This window comes from Pseudomonas profundi, from assembly GCF_008638305.1.
GTDB classification, from domain to species: Bacteria; Pseudomonadota; Gammaproteobacteria; order Pseudomonadales; family Pseudomonadaceae; genus Halopseudomonas; species Halopseudomonas profundi.
In genome coordinates, this window is record NZ_VTPZ01000026.1 from 1 (window position 1) to 15,666 (window position 15,666).

The window sequence follows — 15,666 nt, forward strand, 5'->3', positions numbered from 1 at the left end:
TGGATTTACTCACGGCTGGCCGAGAAGGAGCGCCTGCAGCGTGCTATTCCTACCAAGGAGTATGTGGATGGCGAAGGCTTTCTTTATCTTGGCCGCAGCTACCGGCTCAAGTTGGTCGATGAACAGGATGTACCACTGAAACTGATAGCCGGTCGCTTCCGCCTGCTACGCAGCGAATTGGGGTCGGCACGAGAGTATTTCATTCGTTGGTATAGCGAGCATGCGCGGAACTGGCTAGCCGTGCGCGTCAAAAATTATCAGGCCCGCATGGGCGTCGCGCCCGGCGGGNGCACATCGCCGAGTATGTGGTGGTGCATGAGATGACGCACTTGCACGAGCCGCATCACACGCCGGAGTTCTGGCGCCGACTCGAGCGCGCCATGCCAGACTATGCGCAGCGCAAGGCTTGGTTAGCCGAGCATGGGATTGAGGTAGAAGGCGTTTGACCTGCCGCCAGTGTGGCGGCATTGGGCATGAGCCCCAAGAGGGTTCCGTGGGGGAGCTGGTCGGGTCGTAAACGGTGGCTCTGGCCATAGGGACATTTGCCAGCGGCGGCTAGGTAATCGTGCGCATCAAGGTACGCCAGTTAGCGTCCAGCACCCTTGCGGCAAGCCGTCAGTTGACAGGCTCTTCCAAATCTTCAACAGGTCTTGTCTTCTTCGACGATTTTAAATGCCTAGTTTATGGACCTGCCAAGTAGCGACCCCGGTGCTCATGAGTAGGATCACTGCGGGAAGCGAGAAATGCCAACTTTTTTTGGCTACCGTTAACCAGTGTCTAGACCGAACCGCGACGGCATAGAAATAGGCCCAAACGCTGCAGGCTCCCATAGACATAATTGCCCCTGCGTACCTGTAATCCCACCCCACGGGTGAATAAAAGATCGAGGGCGTGCTGTGGAACAGGTATAGCTGCCACCAAGCGAATCCAGAACACGCGAGAAGTACTGACGCTAGTCCGAAAGTTAGTACATAACCCATCATCTCTTCACGCATCGTTGGGGTGTCGAAACTCATTTATGCTCCTCCTGTTCCTTATCGATATGATCCTAACCTCTGGGAGAGAATACCCAAAACCTTCTGGCGGCAGGTGAAATTGACGCTATGCCTGAACAACGCTAATTCCGGTAACTATCCCTTCTAGGTGAAAGAATGGGGGGTTGGCTGAGCCTTAGATATCCCTTCAACGGCGCGAGCACCTCCAACACAGACGAAAAGAATTAGGGTTTTCTGCTGCATGTTTGAAAATCTGTAGGCGGTGGCAGGGAGAAATGTCGTCTCGGTTACCGCCTATCTTGCTTTGTATTGCCGTGTCAGTAGATGGCGAGAAAAACTATTCAGAAAGGAAGGTATAGATGAGCGAAAACGCCAAGGTGATCCGATCGCAACTTCATTGGGTGACTCCACCAGATATTGGTCAGCCATTGGAAGAACTGGAATGGGTTTTTATCGACGTATACGATGATGGCTCCGCCCAAATCAGGCCGGAGCCGCCATCAGATCGAGAGGTGGCGGAATTCCTTGCGGCAGTCAGTTCGCATCAATCTTCGCAGCTAGGATGAGGCACTGGATGTCGCGAATTTGATTGTCGGTCTGTTACTCCAGCATTAAATCGGCTGCCTGGTTCTTTACGGAGGTAAAAGCAGTACGAATACCGCAGGGCGGACCTAGAGATTTCTCGTAAGGTCAGATTGTCATCGTGATTGCGCACAACCCACGGCATGATCGACGGTATCCATTAGAACCGCCTACAGGAACAGGATAATGCTTGGCGCCAGATCTTCTTCGGCCTGCTCCAGATGAAAGCTCGGCTGTAACTGCCGTTGAGCCACACCTGGCGCCAGGACTCAACGGCCTGCGCTCATATCGACTATTCCCTGATCATTATCGGTAATCGCAAATCCGCTTGCGTCGTCACCGAGCGGCGGCTGTGCGCTGTCGCCAGAGCTTCAGCAAGAGTCTGCTGTCGGGCAAGAGGTCGTTGGTTGTTGACCAAGCGGCGCCTCGCACGAGCGACAGCTGTTAGGCCGAAGGGTTTCTACCCAGGCGAGGCTATTCAGTTGCAACCACGAGATCACTCTCTCCAAATCTCAGCTGCCACGGTAACTCATTCAGCCCCACGCGCGCCTCACGCCACGTCCGGAATGCTCCCCGAGGACGGGGATGAAGCATTCGTGCCCCTCTTCAGCCAGACTTGATTAGCACGGTTTTCCTTCGTTGCCCAGAGCGTAGAGCAGATCAGGCGCAGTGACCCTAGAGTCTGGAGCCGGCGACGTGGAGTGTACGCTGAGTTTCTGAGCTTATGGTGCGAATCGTCGACACAGTAGTAGCCGGGAGCGAAAGCAGCCGGATCACCTACCCTCAATTCTGGGTACGTTCGGCCGATACGGAGTAACCGGTGAAACGGAATCCATGTTTGATATGTAGTGAGAACGATGAGATGGGAAGAGATAATTTCACGTCTGCAACCAAGAGCGCACTGGCGCGGAACGTCCACTTCCGATGCGTTTACCCAGGCTGTCCGAGAGTCACCCACGCGTCCACTCCACAGGGGCAGAACGTCAATTTAGGGCAGGCTGCGCATGTTTCAGCTGCAGCTCGAGGAGGGCCCCGGTTTGACAACGCGTTGACGCCTGAGCAACGCAGAGCTTATGAGAACGGTGCATGGCTTTGCGCCAACCACGCGAAGCTTGTAGACGATGACCCCTTAACCTTCCCAGGTGAAACCATAAGGGGGTGGCAGCGTGCGATGGAAGAAAGCGCACGAGAGTCTGTTTATGGGGTTCCGATGAATGCCAACTTCGATTTTTCCGAAATATGCAGCAAGTTGGAGCTCTTCCTGAAGGCTTGCAGGGGAGTAGTTTTCCGTGTGTGCCGGGACCCAAAGTTTATCCAAGTGCCCCGGGAATGTGTAGTCGTCATGCAGGATTTGATCAGGCAATGCCCAAAAGACCATTGGAGACCTGTGCATCATTGGCATTCACTGCATCCAATTACGCACGCCATTCAAGAGCGAGCCATTAGTGCGGTTCGGCGCATCTTCTACGAGATAACGGATTATAATAAATGGTACTGCGATGGATACACATACGTGATTTTAGGCGCGGCCAATGTTTGGAGTCTCACTCCCGCTCAGGAGATCGCACGCATAAATAAAACGGCTGGTATCGTTTGTGAGGCACTATTAGAATTCACCGAATGCATTGGCCATTTGAACGAGTATGCGGCTGGCAGAAGGCATCCAGGCAACATCATGTAATTTTGGAAGGGAATGGTAGCCAACTGTCGTGGTTCGCTTTCATTAGTTTTAGTGATCGCCCCTTGGATAGACATCATCGAGAGGTGTCGTTTTGACGATTCTTTCCCTGTCTTGAAGGCAGCTTTGGGTCGTAAACTGCCTAGCCGGAGGGGCAGTAAACGGCCAGAAGCGGACGTACAGCTTGCTACAGATTTAAACTGGCCCTGCCAAACTGATCGATGACGATTGTAAGCAAGACTGAGAGAGTTCACTTCAAAATCAGCAGTGGCAGTTCGCAACTGGTCCGGTTAGCGTAATAATCGCGGTGTTCTTCGACCAATGAAAATGGATTTTCAGCCATGTGGCATGACAACGAGACAGCAATTGATTACCTAAACTTCGGCGTAGTGGCTGATGCGTGTGCGAGCATGCTGACGCGAGCAAATGGCGAGCCCATTTCCGTCGGTGTGTCCGGGGGATGGGGCGCTGGCAAGTCGTCGTTGGTGAAGATGATTGCGTCTCGACTGGAGGCTCTCGGTGAAGCTAAGCCTGTCGATGATGGCAAGCCAGGTAACACCTTCGTTGTTCTCACCTTCAATCCCTGGCTGTACCAAGATTTTGAGTCTGCTCGCAGTGCTCTGCTTCAGATCGTCGGCGATGAGATTGTTCGGCTTGCCAAAGAGAACCAGACCATCGCGAATAAGGCCGCTGAGCTGTGGCGTCGCATCAACCTGCTCAGGATTGCCCAGCTGAGTGGGGAGGCAGCACTGACATTGACAACTGGGATTCCGGTCGGGGCCCTCGGCAAGACGTTCAACACAATTGCTGGCTTCTTCTCCTCCCTGGAAAAGCCGGGCGAGGTAGCGATAGATGCTGAGGGCATTGGATCGGCGGCCAATGGTTTGCTGAAACCAAGCGAACCGTTCTCTATGCCGGCGCACATCCAGGCCTTCCGAGACACCTTGGAAGAGCTTCTCGCCGAGCTTGAAATCACCTTGGTGATTTTTGTCGACGACTTGGATCGATGCCTTCCACAAACCGCAATTTCAACGCTCGAATCTATTCGTCTACTGCTGTTCATTCGCCGTAGCGCATTCGTTGTTGCGGCCGACAACGACTTTATTAAGGCAGCTGTGAAAGTCCATTTTGATGGGGCAGGAATTTCGAGTGATGTGGCTACCAACTACTTCGACAAGCTCATTCAGGTTCCGCTTCATGTCCCGCGGCTTGGTCTCAATGAGGCGAAAGCCTATCTGGTTCTGCTGCTGCTTGAGCGAGAGGCCAATGTCGGAACATTCGCTCGTGACCAATTCAAAAACGCGCTCAGGCTTGTTCCCGAGAGGCTTCGAAACAGCTGGAAAGGTGAGACGATCAATCAAGATTTTCTCTACGCTTTAGTTGGGGAAAATGAAGCGCTTCGAGGATTGATGGACCTAGCAGAAGGGTTGGCATCACTTCTACATCGCTCGTCAGCAGTCAATGCCAATCCCCGGCTCATGAAGCGCTTTCTAAACACGATTTACCTGCGTGAAGCCCTTTCTGCGCCGCAGGGCATCCAGCTAGATATCGCGGCATTGGCAAAATGGCACCTTCTTGAGCGCTGTGATGAAGCGCTTGCAGAGGAGATTGCTGGCCAAGTGCATTCGGATAATGACGGTCGAGTACAGATCCTGGCCGACGCGGAAAACGCCGCCGCTAATCAAGCTGGCTTGCACGAGCCCTTTAAGGACAATCCCTTCACTAGGGAGTGGCTCGAACTGCCACCTGCACTCGGCACTGAAGATCTCCGCCCATTGCTTCACCTGAGCCGTGACTCGGGGACTCGTGACTTCGGCGATGACAATATGACGCCTGACTCACGACAGCTTCGCGATGTTTTGAAGGCGGCAAAGAGTGGGCACCAATCCCTTACGGATCTTATAAACAAGGTTGGGCCTGATCAGACTGGTTTGGCGATGATCAAGGCATGGCAGAACTGCAGCACTACGCGCACCTGGAGAAGCAACGAAGAGATCGTGATGCTCATCGAGTGCTGCAAGGTCTTTCCCGAGCTGGGTAAAAAGGCGGCCAGCTTGTTGGAGCAAGCGCCTCTAAAGCAAGTTGGCCCCGGCATCATACCTACTCTAGGTGCTCAGTCCTGGGCGCGCGAGGTCTTGGAGCGTTGGAAGGATCTAAATGAACTGCCAAAGAATACAAAGGCGGCGATTGAGCACCTAAGGAAGAAGAACTGATGGGTACATCAACATCCTGCAGTGGTGGCCGTTCAGGCTCTCCTTTTGACCCAGAGTGGCTGGCTCCAGATGGAGCTACAGCTCGCAGCTCGGATGGTGGTGAGCAAACTGACTCTGACCAAGAGGGGGCTCCTGCCAGTGAGGCACCTGTTGCTCCACAGAATGTTATCGCTCCGGATCGTCGCTTTGGCCCTGCCCGGGCAAAAATGGGATCTTACCTAGGCAGTGGTAACCGCGACGATCTTCGTAGTGCGACCAGGAGCATGGTGTCCAAAGGAATGGGAGGAGCGAGTCGCGCTGCTTCTACCATGCGTAGCACTGCACGAGGGGCAGGAGCTCTTGGTCAGTTCCTGGCCGCTGCTCGTGATGGTACTGACCAGCGAGTGACCGACTGGGTAGCACGCTGCCGCTCGGCCAATCTCTCCGCTTCCGACTTGGCGCTTGAGGTCTTGAAAGAAGTCAGTTCGGGTTTCGGCAGTATTGATGAGGAGTCTTTGCATGATGCAGGTGCTGAGGCGCTAGCGAAGCTCTATGAGAATCACCCTGATGTAGACATTTTTGCTCTGACTGATGCGCAAATTGCCGAAGTAGTAGGGCTGACGATCGCTAACCAAATCTGTCAGCGCATTGATATGCAGCTTGGGCAGACCTACGAAAAGCTCAAGCATGATCCTGTAATGATCCAAGAGCGCCGAGCCGACATAAGAGAATGGGTTTGGGCAGAAGTGCGGGCGATCTTGGAGGAGAAGCAAGCTTCGCATGCAGATCCTAAAAACTTAGCCCAGTCAGTCCTTCAAACTGCGTTGCAGGTGTTTGCCGAATGAACAAGGTAATGTGCTCCAAGGCGGAAAGGATCCCGCAGCAGCTGCAGGCGGATGAGCGAGCGTTCTCCTATTTCAAGGGAGCCCAACGCGATGGCGTTGGTACAATTGCTAACCGTTGGCATGGATCATTAAAACGATCGGGCTTTCGGCCGTCGCCGGCAGTCTGGGACTTTGTTCAATTCTGTCTAGCGGTCTGCAGCGCTGACCTGGCTAGCCCCAGAAGTACCAGCGCAGATGGGTGGACCCGTACGATCCAGCTCACAGTGGGACTTTGCGAACCACTGCGTTGGCTACCTCTCAAACATCGTCTTGAGAACATGCTAAAGGTTCTGACCGGCGACTATTGGACTTTGGTTTTCAACGACGCAGGGTTTGAGCCACCTCAGGGGGATGGTGCCTATCTTCAGAGCGACTGTGTGTCTTTGCTGTCAGGTGGGCTAGATAGCCTGATTGGTGGCATCAATTTGGTCACCGAAGGCAGACGTCCTCTGTTTGTCTCCCAGCTTGCGCACAAAGACTCGGCACTACAACGACGTTATGCACAACTGCTGGCAGGTGCTGGCGGGCATTATCAATGGAGTCATGGCATCAATTTCAAAGGTGCACACGAATCCTCGACCCGAGCTCGATCCTTGGCCTTCTATGCATTTGCGGTGCTTGCCTCGACGAAGATTAGTCTGCCCAGGCCGCAAATCTACATCCCTGAAAACGGGTTTATCTGCATCAACCCTCCACTGGTCCCTGGCCGAGTCTCGAGCCTGAGTACGCGCACGACCCATCCGCTTTTCATCGGCACGCTTCAAAGCGTACTCGATGAGCTCGGGATATCCGTTGAGTTGATACTGCCTTATCGCTTCCAAACCAAAGGAGAGATGATGCGGGGCTGTCTCGATCAGGACAGGTTGAGAGAGTTGGCTTCGGACTCCACAAGTTGCGGGCGCTTCCGGACTTATAATCGCCAGCACTGTGGCCGTTGTGTACCTTGCCTGATCCGTCGAGCAGCTTTCTTTGCGTGGGGGCCGGGGTCCGATCAAACCAACTATCGCTTTCCGACCGTACTAGGCAGCGATAAGTCAGGCGGTCCCGATGATCCCATGGCAGTAGCTCTGGCTGTGCTCGATGCCAAGCAGAGAGGGCTGGATCGATTCCTGGGCGGCACACTGGCCTTTGCACCTATTGAGGAGCGTCCAGACTATCGCCGAGTCCTGCAGCAGGGACTTGCTGAGCTGGAAGCTGTTCTTGTTCAGGACCAACTGCTTTGATCGACTTCCATTGCCATGTAGATCTCTACCCCAGAGCTAGGGAAGTACATGCTGAGGCTCTGAGCCGCAATGCGTTCACGTGGCTGGTAACCACGAGCCCGAAGGCTTTCCAGGCAACGAGCTCGGTGCTTGGTCACCACGAAGCAATGCTGATCAGCCCGGGCCTTCACCCTGAGATCGTCGGCGAGCGCTTCCAAGAATTGGACCTCCTCACAGAGTTGATTGATGGCGCCATTGCTGTCGGTGAAATCGGTTTGGATGGCTCTAAGAGGTATGCTTCTAGCTACCTAAAGCAGAAGCAAGTCTTCGCTACTGCCGTGAAGCGATGCCATGACTTGGGAGGGCGTGCGCTCAGCATCCACTCGAGACAGGCGGTTTTAGACGTGTTGGCGCTACTCAGTGAGTTCCCTGACCACGGCATCCCGGTGCTGCATTGGTTCACCGGTACGGCATTAGAGCTCAAGGCCGCTGCTGGGCAAGGCTGCTGGTTCAGCATTGGCCCCGCGGCTTTCCATTCCGCGGCTGGGAAGGCGCTAGCCAAAAAGCTTCCGAAAGATAGGGTCCTTCCTGAAAGCGATGGGCCTTTCGCGCAGCTGGAAGGGCGTCCGGTGATGCCCTGGGATTTCGACATTACCGTCAATTTGCTGAGCGAGGCTTGGGCGCTACCACCGCTAGAGGTCAAGCACCAGTTGTTGAGCAACGCCAAGGCTCTGCTTAGCCAGATGGGTTGCAATGCTTCAGCACACATCCCCACCCAATAACTCCAAGTATCTCGGTGCAACACGAAGCGGATCAAGGCGACTTGCAGAAATATGTCAATTGCTACTAGTTGCAGCTAACCAAAGCCGCCCGTAGGGAGGCGGCGGCTATTGAGCGAAATAAGCTAAACAACGTTTCTTAGCCCGTTGTACCGTCGCCTTTTACGCAGTTACGGGATTGTCCAGATAGGTCAGCCACTCCCTGTGCGAGTCGGGTAGGTGTACCCGCTCGGCACCCCGGGTGACGGCCGTATACAGCATGGATAAGGTGCGCGCTAATTCCCGTTGGCTGCCTTCCCGAGCCAGGTAGTAGAGTGTTTCCGGCAGAGCTAGAATCGGCAGTTCGAAAGATTTGATGTCGTGTAATTTGACCGCGATCAGATTCAGAGGTCGGCCTATGAGTTCGCTTTCTGGTACCGAACGGTATGACAGGTCGAAATGGTCTCCATTTTTTAACCATTCTTCCACGCGCTGGAATGCTGGGCTCCAGATCATGGCTCGGGCTACTGACTCCCACGAGTCGTAGCGTCGGAGTGCCCCGTGGGTCGAGCGGCGTCCATGCTTGAGAAGTTCTCTGCAGTCTTTAACAAAGTGACTCAAGGTTCTGCCAGGGTCAAAAACATCAACCGCGCGACCCTGCTTGCGTCCGCGGATAAGCATGTCTACGACTCCCCATTCATCCGGCGCCGGCATCACTGCCGGCTCCAAGGGTAGCCCATCTGCGGGATACTCATGGAACTCAGTGGTTTTGCGGGCATCTGCTGAAAACGGCGAAGTTGAACGTAGCGGGTGCATGTTGATAAGCGGGTTGACATAATCAGCCATCCGCGTCCCTGCGCGCAGTGAGACTGTCATCTCGCATGTCAGCAGCGTACCAGTGAAAGGCAGATCTAAACCTCGGAAGTTTTGATAGCGATCGCCCAACATTCGCAGGGGCAGCCCGCTACGCTGCAGGACCTCTACCATCACCCGGGGAGCATCGTGCAGTTCATCTATTAATATGGTGCCGTAACGCTCTGGTAAGGTTTTATTAGACAATTGCAACAGCTTGACCAGATGGAAGCCACGCATCGGCATGTCTGAATGGGTCAAATTGATCATGGCATTCCAGACGCGGATTGCGGAGTCTACCGCCGCTGCCGCTTCGATCTTGCCCATATGTAGGCGCTTGCTCGGAGGGATATGACGCTCGGATATGACCGGGTCCAAGCTGTTGCAGTATCTGCGTACGATTTCCCAGCTTTGTGCTGCAAGCTGGTCTACACCCATGCGACTAGGATCGGCCAGTTGGGCGCGTTCGACTAAGACTGTCGCCGAGTAGCGCGTCCCAAGTGCGATCCCGAACCGTTCCGCCAGGCGGCGATTGGAGCCGGCCAGCAACTCAATAGCCAGGCCTATATAGGTCAGCAGATGGATGCGGCTTTTGTAAGTCTGGTATTTCTTCTTACCCAGTTTATGGAGCAGGGGCCTATGCTTCTGTGGTTGGTCAGCCAAAACGGTCACGGGCTTAAGATCCCGAACAGCTATCCGCTCTACCATCTCGTATAAAATGGTTGTTTTGCCAGTCCCGGCGTTTGACTGGGAACCGATCACCTCCTCAGGCATAGCCATCTCCGCATCCATAATACGGCGCTGGCTGTCGCTAAGGTGTAGCAGGACGCCGTCATGTCGTACCACCTGATAGGGGGTAGCCAGATTCCGCAATCGCTGCGCGTAGGAAAAGTCCCACGAACCGTCTGGCTGCAGATAGCGTCTGCTTTCTACTTCCTTTTGATCCATAAAATGGATGCCGTATTGGGCGCAGAGCATAACGCCTTGGCTCAGCGCGCTGTTGTCATGCCTGGCCTTTAGGTAAGCCTGCAACTCTTCAAGAGGGATTTGAATATTACGGGCGAAACGTTTCTCCAGATCATCAGGCAACAGTATCGATTGTGACAGCTTGGGAAGGTTCTGCAGGTAGACCAGTGCGGCGATTTCTGAGTGCGAAAGTTGTGACAGATCCAGCTCAGGCTCAGACACAACCGCTCCGCAAACATCCGTGCTTACAGGCAATAACCATGAGTAGCTCATGCAGCATCCTCCTAATAATAATTGTGAGATTATATCAATCACGAGCTTAGGAAATCTTTCACAGTCGTGAATCTGCTAAGGAGTGCTCACTGCTTGTTGTCAGAGGGTGCTTGCTGACTCTGTTATTTTTGACGGGTGTTGCTCGAGCGGCGGTCCAGATAGCGCTGATCTTACGTTTTTGCCGCGATATAAGAGTCTATCGAACTCGGTTCTTGGTGCTCGTCTATGGCTCTTTGCGGTGAACGGTTATTTGTCAGGCAAGCCCTGAAATGAGAAGTTATCCGTAAGCACGGTTGGCGAATGGCCGTTATTGGAAAAAGCTATGGTCCAGTAGTAAACAACAAACGATCGGCGGCGCTATGTGAGTGCCGTCGATCGTTTCTAGTGTAATGAGTAATTATTGAATCCGGGTAGAAAATCGAGTAATGTTTTAAAGCTTCAGATTGCCCTAGTTGTCTAGGAAAGGCAGTTGTTTGGCAAGAGTGTTCTTTGTGTGATTGATATGGGAATGCACGGTACAGTTGCGTGATAGAGCATACCTGATGATGGCCAGCCATTCTTCATATAAGAGTACTTGATATCGAAGTTTGGGTTCTAGAAAGGCAAAGGCTGAAGCTGGATATCTATGGGTCCCTCGCCCTTTACGCATAGGGCGGGCTAAAACTCGTTTTGAACCCCTTTCATCGCGCACCAATACGGTCTTGCTCCAACGGATTGACGTAGAACGATATCGCTTATCCTCGTTTATCGTAATCACGATCGGGAGCAGGATTTTCCGTTCTGCAGCAATTTCTAAAAACTGAACCATCAGTCGCTTAGCTTCCGCTGTTAATTCTTCAAACTGACGGTCCAGCACTATCAGCATTTCTTCGTAGGTTTCTAGTTCCAAGTCCAGTTCTAGCATTGTTTGCTCCAGGTTAGTCTGTCCGCAGATTCTCCAGCAGACTCCTGACGGAAAAACTGGGAATTAAACAGGATTTCGGTATAAAAACGCTTTTGATAGGGCTTTATGCACGACGATCCCTGTGAAAGGCTGACAGATACATTCCTGAATGGCGCCGAACGCGCTAGGTCGAGGGGATTGTCCTCGGATCTGCTCCACCGCTTGCTTTAGGCATGCAACACTCTCCTCAAGATGCCTTGCCCAGGAGGTCGAAACCGGGAGTGTGATCATGCCGGAGGATGTCTTACCAGACTCTTGCACCTCATTACCTGCGCCTTCACTTTTTCCGGCGCCATTCGGAGAGAGGACAGCGGAAACGGAGTTTTTCCGGCTTCTTTTCACGGAAAATGATCGCAGAAACAAAGGCTTAGCAAATTTTTTTCCGGCTATACTGTCCCCGGAATCTATAGTTTAGAAAATTGATTTGGGTGCGCAGAAAGAGGGGGCAACGGAAAAAGTTCGCAAGAACAATGGCTTAGCTTCGTTTTTCCGGCGCTTTACTAAAGAAAAACCTGCCGGAGAATTTTTTATTACTGAGATTGTCTTATCTCTGTAATAGTAAGGTAATCAGAGATGACCACCAAGCGCAGTTTCTTATGTGGTTTTTCCGGGTCGCGGAAGCGCGTCGCAGAAAAAGGAGCATGGAATCCTTCGAGTCGAATTCGGCTCTGCGCGATGTACAGGTAGCGCTTTTATGACCGAGCGTGCCCCGGACACTGAGGAAGCTGCTTCAGGGGATGGCATCTCGATGGCACCACATATGATGTCTATCTGGGCTTGCAGCTATGCTGGGCGTGATGAGAACGCGACGGGATGGTCCCTTTCTCCTCTGACCCTTGAGCATCAGCCAAGGTGAAGAGAGTTGTAGACTGGCGCCTAGGTCGCCACATTGATAAACAGTGGCGCGGGTTTGATACAGTTAAGGCGCAGGGATTGATCCCTCTCTTAATCTACATAAAAGTACCATTTTGTATGACGCTGAAATCGACTTTCACGAATCTGTCCGGGAAAAAATACCCCTGCCGAATAGTGAATGCTTGTTTTATGCATCACTGTTGTTGATGTGGCGGTGGGGCTATCTGCGACAAGAAACGATATAGACACGGCAATCTGTTTGTACGATTTATATCAAATGTGTTACTAGATCAATTTATTATTCGCTTTGGTTTGTGAGTCGCTATGCGGTTTCTGATGGAATTTCCTGTCGCAGACAACGCTTTATAGTCCTTCCTTGTATCGAAATAGGAGATGTTTTATGCTTATTAAGATAAATATTGATGATGCGCTTTACGCGAAAGCGTCGAAGTTGGCTGGCCCTGATATGGGTCAAGAAGACATTTTTCATGGGGCTCTGGAAGCTTTTATAAGAGTTCAGGCTGCTAAGCGGTTAGCAGAGCTCGGTGGAGTCTCGCCTAATATGAGTGAAATGCCCCCTCGTCGTTAGGGCCTTTATGGCAGCGGGAGGTTAGATAAAGGGTTTCGACCTGCTCAATACTAATCAGTGACAGTCTGATGGGTTTGTTTGTTAATTCATTTTGACAGACGATATTGCAGGTCGCTTAGCAGTGGCGCGTAATCGAATAGATGTTGGGTAGCGGTCAATTGTTATTACAGAAAAGACTGAAAGTACCGTCTTCCCTGGTGCCTTGCGGCAATTGATAGCTGCTTAGCGACACACCCGGCTGCGTAGGCACAGTATGTTGAGAATCAGCAATGAGAGCACTAAGTCAAAAGGCAGGATCTTAGCGTCAGAGAAACATAAAGGCGAGCTGCGCTGCGGTTGTGGGTGAGCGATACCGAGATAAGCCCTAGTGCGGAGGTATAGGACGATGAGTGTGCTAGAAGGGGACGCAAATTTCAACGCCTCGTATGAGGATAGCTCATCCTCATACCAAAGCCCTGCAGAGCGCATATTTGATGCGGTCTATGGCGAATCGGAACGGCCCACCCACACACTCTCCCACACGCAGGGAAACGTTAACTAGTTGAAATATAATTAAATATATACGAAGTGGTACTCTTTGCAACGGGAAGGTACGGCTAAAATGATGCCATCGTGTCAGTTTATTTGACTTCGGAAGGCAGTAGACTCACAATTCAATTGGATATTTCAAGAATACCAGATGGTGGGAATATGGAGACCGTTCACATCAAGACCTACAAACCCCAAAGGTCCAAGACTGAGTCGTTGTGGGAGAAGATAGGGCTTCCTAGCCGGGGCGAAAAGTTACATAGCGCCGTGAGGGAAGGAGTCAGCTATGTCGTTTACGAGAGACTTGCCGACGCAGGAGGTCTCGACATAAAGAGGCTCTCAAAAGTACTGCTTATATCGGGCACGACTATCCATCGGCGCACCAAATCAGGACGATTTAATACGCTGGAAAGCGACAAGATTGTGATGTTTGCCGAAGTCCTTGAAGCCGCGGTGAATCTCTTTGAAGGCGACAAGGAAGCGGCACGTCAATGGATGAACGCGCCGGTAAAGGGACTGGGCGGCAAAGCGCCGATGGACATGCTCGGAACCAATGTTGAAGCTGAGGCTGTTCTGGATCTGATAGGCCGGCTTGAGCACGGGGTCATTGCGTGACGGACGAGAGCATCGAGTACTTTCGGATCGTCAAAAAGAAGTGGGCAAGCACGGCATTCGATGGAGAGGGAGCCCGTCGACACGGTGGACGCTGGAACAGCAAAGGCCAACGGTGTGTATACCTGTCGTCCAGCATCTCACTCGCTACCCTTGAGGTGCTGGTACATCTACAGTCATCTGATCTTCTCGCAGCCTACGTCCTGTTCTCCGTCAAGATCCCCGTCGAGCATGTTCGCTCCCTGGCTAAATCTGACCTTCCCTCCAACTGGCAAGCTGACCCGGCTCCCAGTGAAACGGCTGCAATAGGTGATGGTTGGTTGGTATCGGGGGATGGCGTTGCCCTGGTCGTTCCGAGCACTGTCATAGTTCAGGAAAAAAACATTCTCCTCAATCCAGCTCATCCTGCTTTCGAGCTGATCGTCGCAACAAGCACGGAAGTGAATTTCGAGTTTGATCCAAGGCTTAAATAGGCAGTACAGCTAACGCAGGGAAAAATATGCCTCTACGATGCATCAGCACGGCAGGTGTCCCCGGTGTCTGGGTAGTTGTCGCTGCAAGTAGCCAATGCAAGGCCTAGTCTCTGGTTCAAGGCTCCCAACGCGACCGGCTCTGCCGGCTTACCCTTGAACTGGGAGCCAGGGTAGGCAGGATTGGTGATCCCGCGATGATTGACCTAGGCACCGGGGTAGATGAGGGCATACCGCAGGCGACTAACCTTTGCTCGCAGAAAACATGATGATCAGCAAAATAAGTCCGATGCTTATGCCTACAACCGCCCCCCAAACATTGATGAAATCATTTTGTTCGACGAGAGCAGCTACGTTTTTATTCTCTTGTTGCTCGTTCCAGGCTTCCATCTCTTGATCAAACATACTCTGAAATCCAAGTCGTTCTTCTTCTGGCCAGTCGGTTGTTAACGCTTCTAGCTCGTCCTGCTTATCCAATGCTTTCTGGTGCGGATTTCCACCGGATTTAGCCCATTCCACTATCTCCAGACCAGTTTTTGCTGCAAGCAACCGTACCGAATCCCTATCAAATCTGGACATCTTTTCCTCCCTCAACTTTAAAGATATATGACCTTCAAGGATTTTCCTTGGTCTGCGAAAACCCCTCGCGCACCCAGCACAGCGCCCAGGCAGCTGCATAAATACCCCAATGAGTAGTCACAGCCGTACCGAAAAAGAAAGCTGCCACGATCAAATAGCTGTAGTCCCTGTGGTCCAAAGCAAAGGCGACTAACAAACCGAAGCCAACTAAAGCCACCGCGCCGGATAAGAAGAAGCGCAGCACCTGAAGCATTCGCCAGTGCCCCTCATTGGCAATCCAGGCAGGTTTATTCTTCGATATGGTAGCCAGCGTTGGCATGGAAATCCTTTGCTTGGAAAATAAACGTGGGATCGTAACGGAACCCAGAAGCACAATGCTATCACTACGCCCAACGAGGTTTATGGTAAATTGAGATGGTAACGGGCTGTGTTCAGATAAAAATACTGCTCTCAGGATTGGCACCCAAATCGCGAACAGGCCGCCTTGATCGTTACGCTAATGCTGCTATGCCGCTTTTTTAAGGAAGAACGATATGTTTGAGGGAATAAAGGTAATTCTTGCAAAAAACCGCGTCATCATCGAGCTCGTTGATCAAGGCCATATTGAGAAGCAAAAAAGCCTTCTTATGCGCCAGATTGCGGGAAATGATTCTAATAGAGCGTACGCTGTCACCGCCGGAGTAATACTGACCCACCAGCGTCGACTTA

13 protein-coding genes and 1 pseudogene are annotated in these 15,666 nt (G+C 52.3%); 10 read left to right on the forward strand and 4 right to left on the reverse strand.

Annotated elements, in window-relative coordinates:
* The 7 genes and pseudogenes from FZE95_RS19875 to qatD form a co-directional block, all read left to right on the forward strand.
* Nucleotides 1–288: YgjP-like metallopeptidase domain-containing protein (locus FZE95_RS19875; RefSeq protein WP_223825134.1), on the forward strand; the 288-nt coding region annotated here is incomplete at both ends.
* A gap of 1 nt (nucleotide 289) precedes the next feature.
* A pseudogene (locus tag FZE95_RS19880) lies at nucleotides 290–446 on the forward strand (M48 metallopeptidase family protein); the annotation flags it as partial.
* 908 nt (nucleotides 447–1,354) lie between these two features.
* On the forward strand, nucleotides 1,355–1,561 hold the full coding sequence (locus FZE95_RS19130) for a hypothetical protein (protein ID WP_150302391.1): 207 nt from the start codon (nucleotides 1,355–1,357) through the stop codon (nucleotides 1,559–1,561).
* Nucleotides 1,562–3,596: 2,035 nt separating this feature from the next.
* On the forward strand, nucleotides 3,597–5,468 hold the full coding sequence (locus tag FZE95_RS19135) for a KAP family P-loop NTPase fold protein (RefSeq protein ID WP_150302392.1): 1,872 nt from the start codon (nucleotides 3,597–3,599) through the stop codon (nucleotides 5,466–5,468).
* 383 nt (nucleotides 5,469–5,851) lie between these two features.
* Nucleotides 5,852–6,292, forward strand: coding sequence for a hypothetical protein (locus FZE95_RS19885; protein ID WP_218573647.1), 441 nt, complete (start codon nucleotides 5,852–5,854; stop codon nucleotides 6,290–6,292).
* Complete coding sequence (qatC, locus tag FZE95_RS19145) at nucleotides 6,289–7,554, forward strand: Qat anti-phage system QueC-like protein QatC (RefSeq protein ID WP_150302394.1); 1,266 nt, start codon at nucleotides 6,289–6,291, stop codon at nucleotides 7,552–7,554. Before FZE95_RS19885 ends, qatC begins: the two co-directional genes overlap by 4 nt.
* Nucleotides 7,551–8,315, forward strand: a complete 765-nt coding sequence (gene qatD / locus FZE95_RS19150) for a Qat anti-phage system TatD family nuclease QatD (RefSeq protein WP_150302395.1) — start codon at nucleotides 7,551–7,553, stop codon at nucleotides 8,313–8,315. Before qatC ends, qatD begins: the two co-directional genes overlap by 4 nt.
* A 159-nt stretch (nucleotides 8,316–8,474) precedes the next feature.
* Here qatD and FZE95_RS19155 read toward each other — a convergent pair whose 3' ends face one another.
* The gene (locus FZE95_RS19155) at nucleotides 8,475–10,382 is read right to left on the reverse strand and encodes a hypothetical protein (protein ID WP_150302396.1); all 1,908 of its coding nucleotides are present in this window, start codon (nucleotides 10,380–10,382) and stop codon (nucleotides 8,475–8,477) included.
* Between the two features lie 448 nt (nucleotides 10,383–10,830).
* Nucleotides 10,831–11,286: a conjugative transfer protein MobI(A/C) gene (gene mobI / locus FZE95_RS19160; RefSeq protein ID WP_150302397.1), complete on the reverse strand. Its 456-nt coding sequence runs from the start codon at nucleotides 11,284–11,286 to the stop codon at nucleotides 10,831–10,833.
* A 1,294-nt stretch (nucleotides 11,287–12,580) separates the two neighbouring features.
* Here mobI and FZE95_RS19165 point away from each other — a divergent pair.
* The 3 genes from FZE95_RS19165 (at nucleotide 12,581) to FZE95_RS19175 (ending at nucleotide 14,382) form a co-directional block, all read left to right on the forward strand.
* A complete protein-coding gene (locus tag FZE95_RS19165; protein WP_150302398.1) occupies nucleotides 12,581–12,769 on the forward strand; it encodes a type II toxin-antitoxin system VapB family antitoxin in 189 nt (62 codons plus the stop codon).
* 690 nt (nucleotides 12,770–13,459) lie between these two features.
* A complete protein-coding gene (gene parS, locus FZE95_RS19170) occupies nucleotides 13,460–13,912 on the forward strand; it encodes a type II RES/Xre toxin-antitoxin system antitoxin (protein WP_150302399.1) in 453 nt (150 codons plus the stop codon).
* Nucleotides 13,909–14,382 (forward strand): RES family NAD+ phosphorylase, encoded by a 474-nt coding sequence (locus FZE95_RS19175; RefSeq protein WP_223825135.1) that lies wholly within the window; start codon nucleotides 13,909–13,911, stop codon nucleotides 14,380–14,382. The genes parS and FZE95_RS19175 overlap by 4 nt, the downstream gene beginning before the upstream one ends.
* Nucleotides 14,383–14,622: 240 nt before the next feature.
* Here FZE95_RS19175 and FZE95_RS19180 read toward each other — a convergent pair whose 3' ends face one another.
* Together FZE95_RS19180 and FZE95_RS19185 are read right to left on the reverse strand one after the other, a co-directional pair.
* On the reverse strand, nucleotides 14,623–14,958 hold the full coding sequence (locus FZE95_RS19180) for a hypothetical protein (protein WP_150302400.1): 336 nt from the start codon (nucleotides 14,956–14,958) through the stop codon (nucleotides 14,623–14,625).
* Between the two features lie 34 nt (nucleotides 14,959–14,992).
* Entirely contained in the window at nucleotides 14,993–15,277 is a 285-nt protein-coding gene (locus FZE95_RS19185; protein ID WP_150302401.1) for a hypothetical protein, read from the reverse strand.
* Between the last annotated feature and the right edge of the window lie 389 nt (nucleotides 15,278–15,666).

What these genes read in the sequence shown, in the direction of transcription:
- FZE95_RS19130 (WP_150302391.1), top strand. Translation starts at nt 1,355, where the DNA reads ATGAGCGAAAACGCCAAGGTGATCCGATCGCAACTTCATTGGGTGACT.
- FZE95_RS19135 (WP_150302392.1), top strand. Translation starts at nt 3,597, where the DNA reads ATGTGGCATGACAACGAGACAGCAATTGATTACCTAAACTTCGGCGTA.
- qatC (WP_150302394.1), top strand. Translation starts at nt 6,289, where the DNA reads ATGAACAAGGTAATGTGCTCCAAGGCGGAAAGGATCCCGCAGCAGCTG.
- FZE95_RS19155 (WP_150302396.1), bottom strand. Translation starts at nt 10,382, where the DNA reads ATGAGCTACTCATGGTTATTGCCTGTAAGCACGGATGTTTGCGGAGCG.
- mobI (WP_150302397.1), bottom strand. Translation starts at nt 11,286, where the DNA reads ATGCTAGAACTGGACTTGGAACTAGAAACCTACGAAGAAATGCTGATA.
- FZE95_RS19165 (WP_150302398.1), top strand. Translation starts at nt 12,581, where the DNA reads ATGCTTATTAAGATAAATATTGATGATGCGCTTTACGCGAAAGCGTCG.
- parS (WP_150302399.1), top strand. Translation starts at nt 13,460, where the DNA reads ATGGAGACCGTTCACATCAAGACCTACAAACCCCAAAGGTCCAAGACT.
- FZE95_RS19180 (WP_150302400.1), bottom strand. Translation starts at nt 14,958, where the DNA reads ATGTCCAGATTTGATAGGGATTCGGTACGGTTGCTTGCAGCAAAAACT.
- FZE95_RS19185 (WP_150302401.1), bottom strand. Translation starts at nt 15,277, where the DNA reads ATGCCAACGCTGGCTACCATATCGAAGAATAAACCTGCCTGGATTGCC.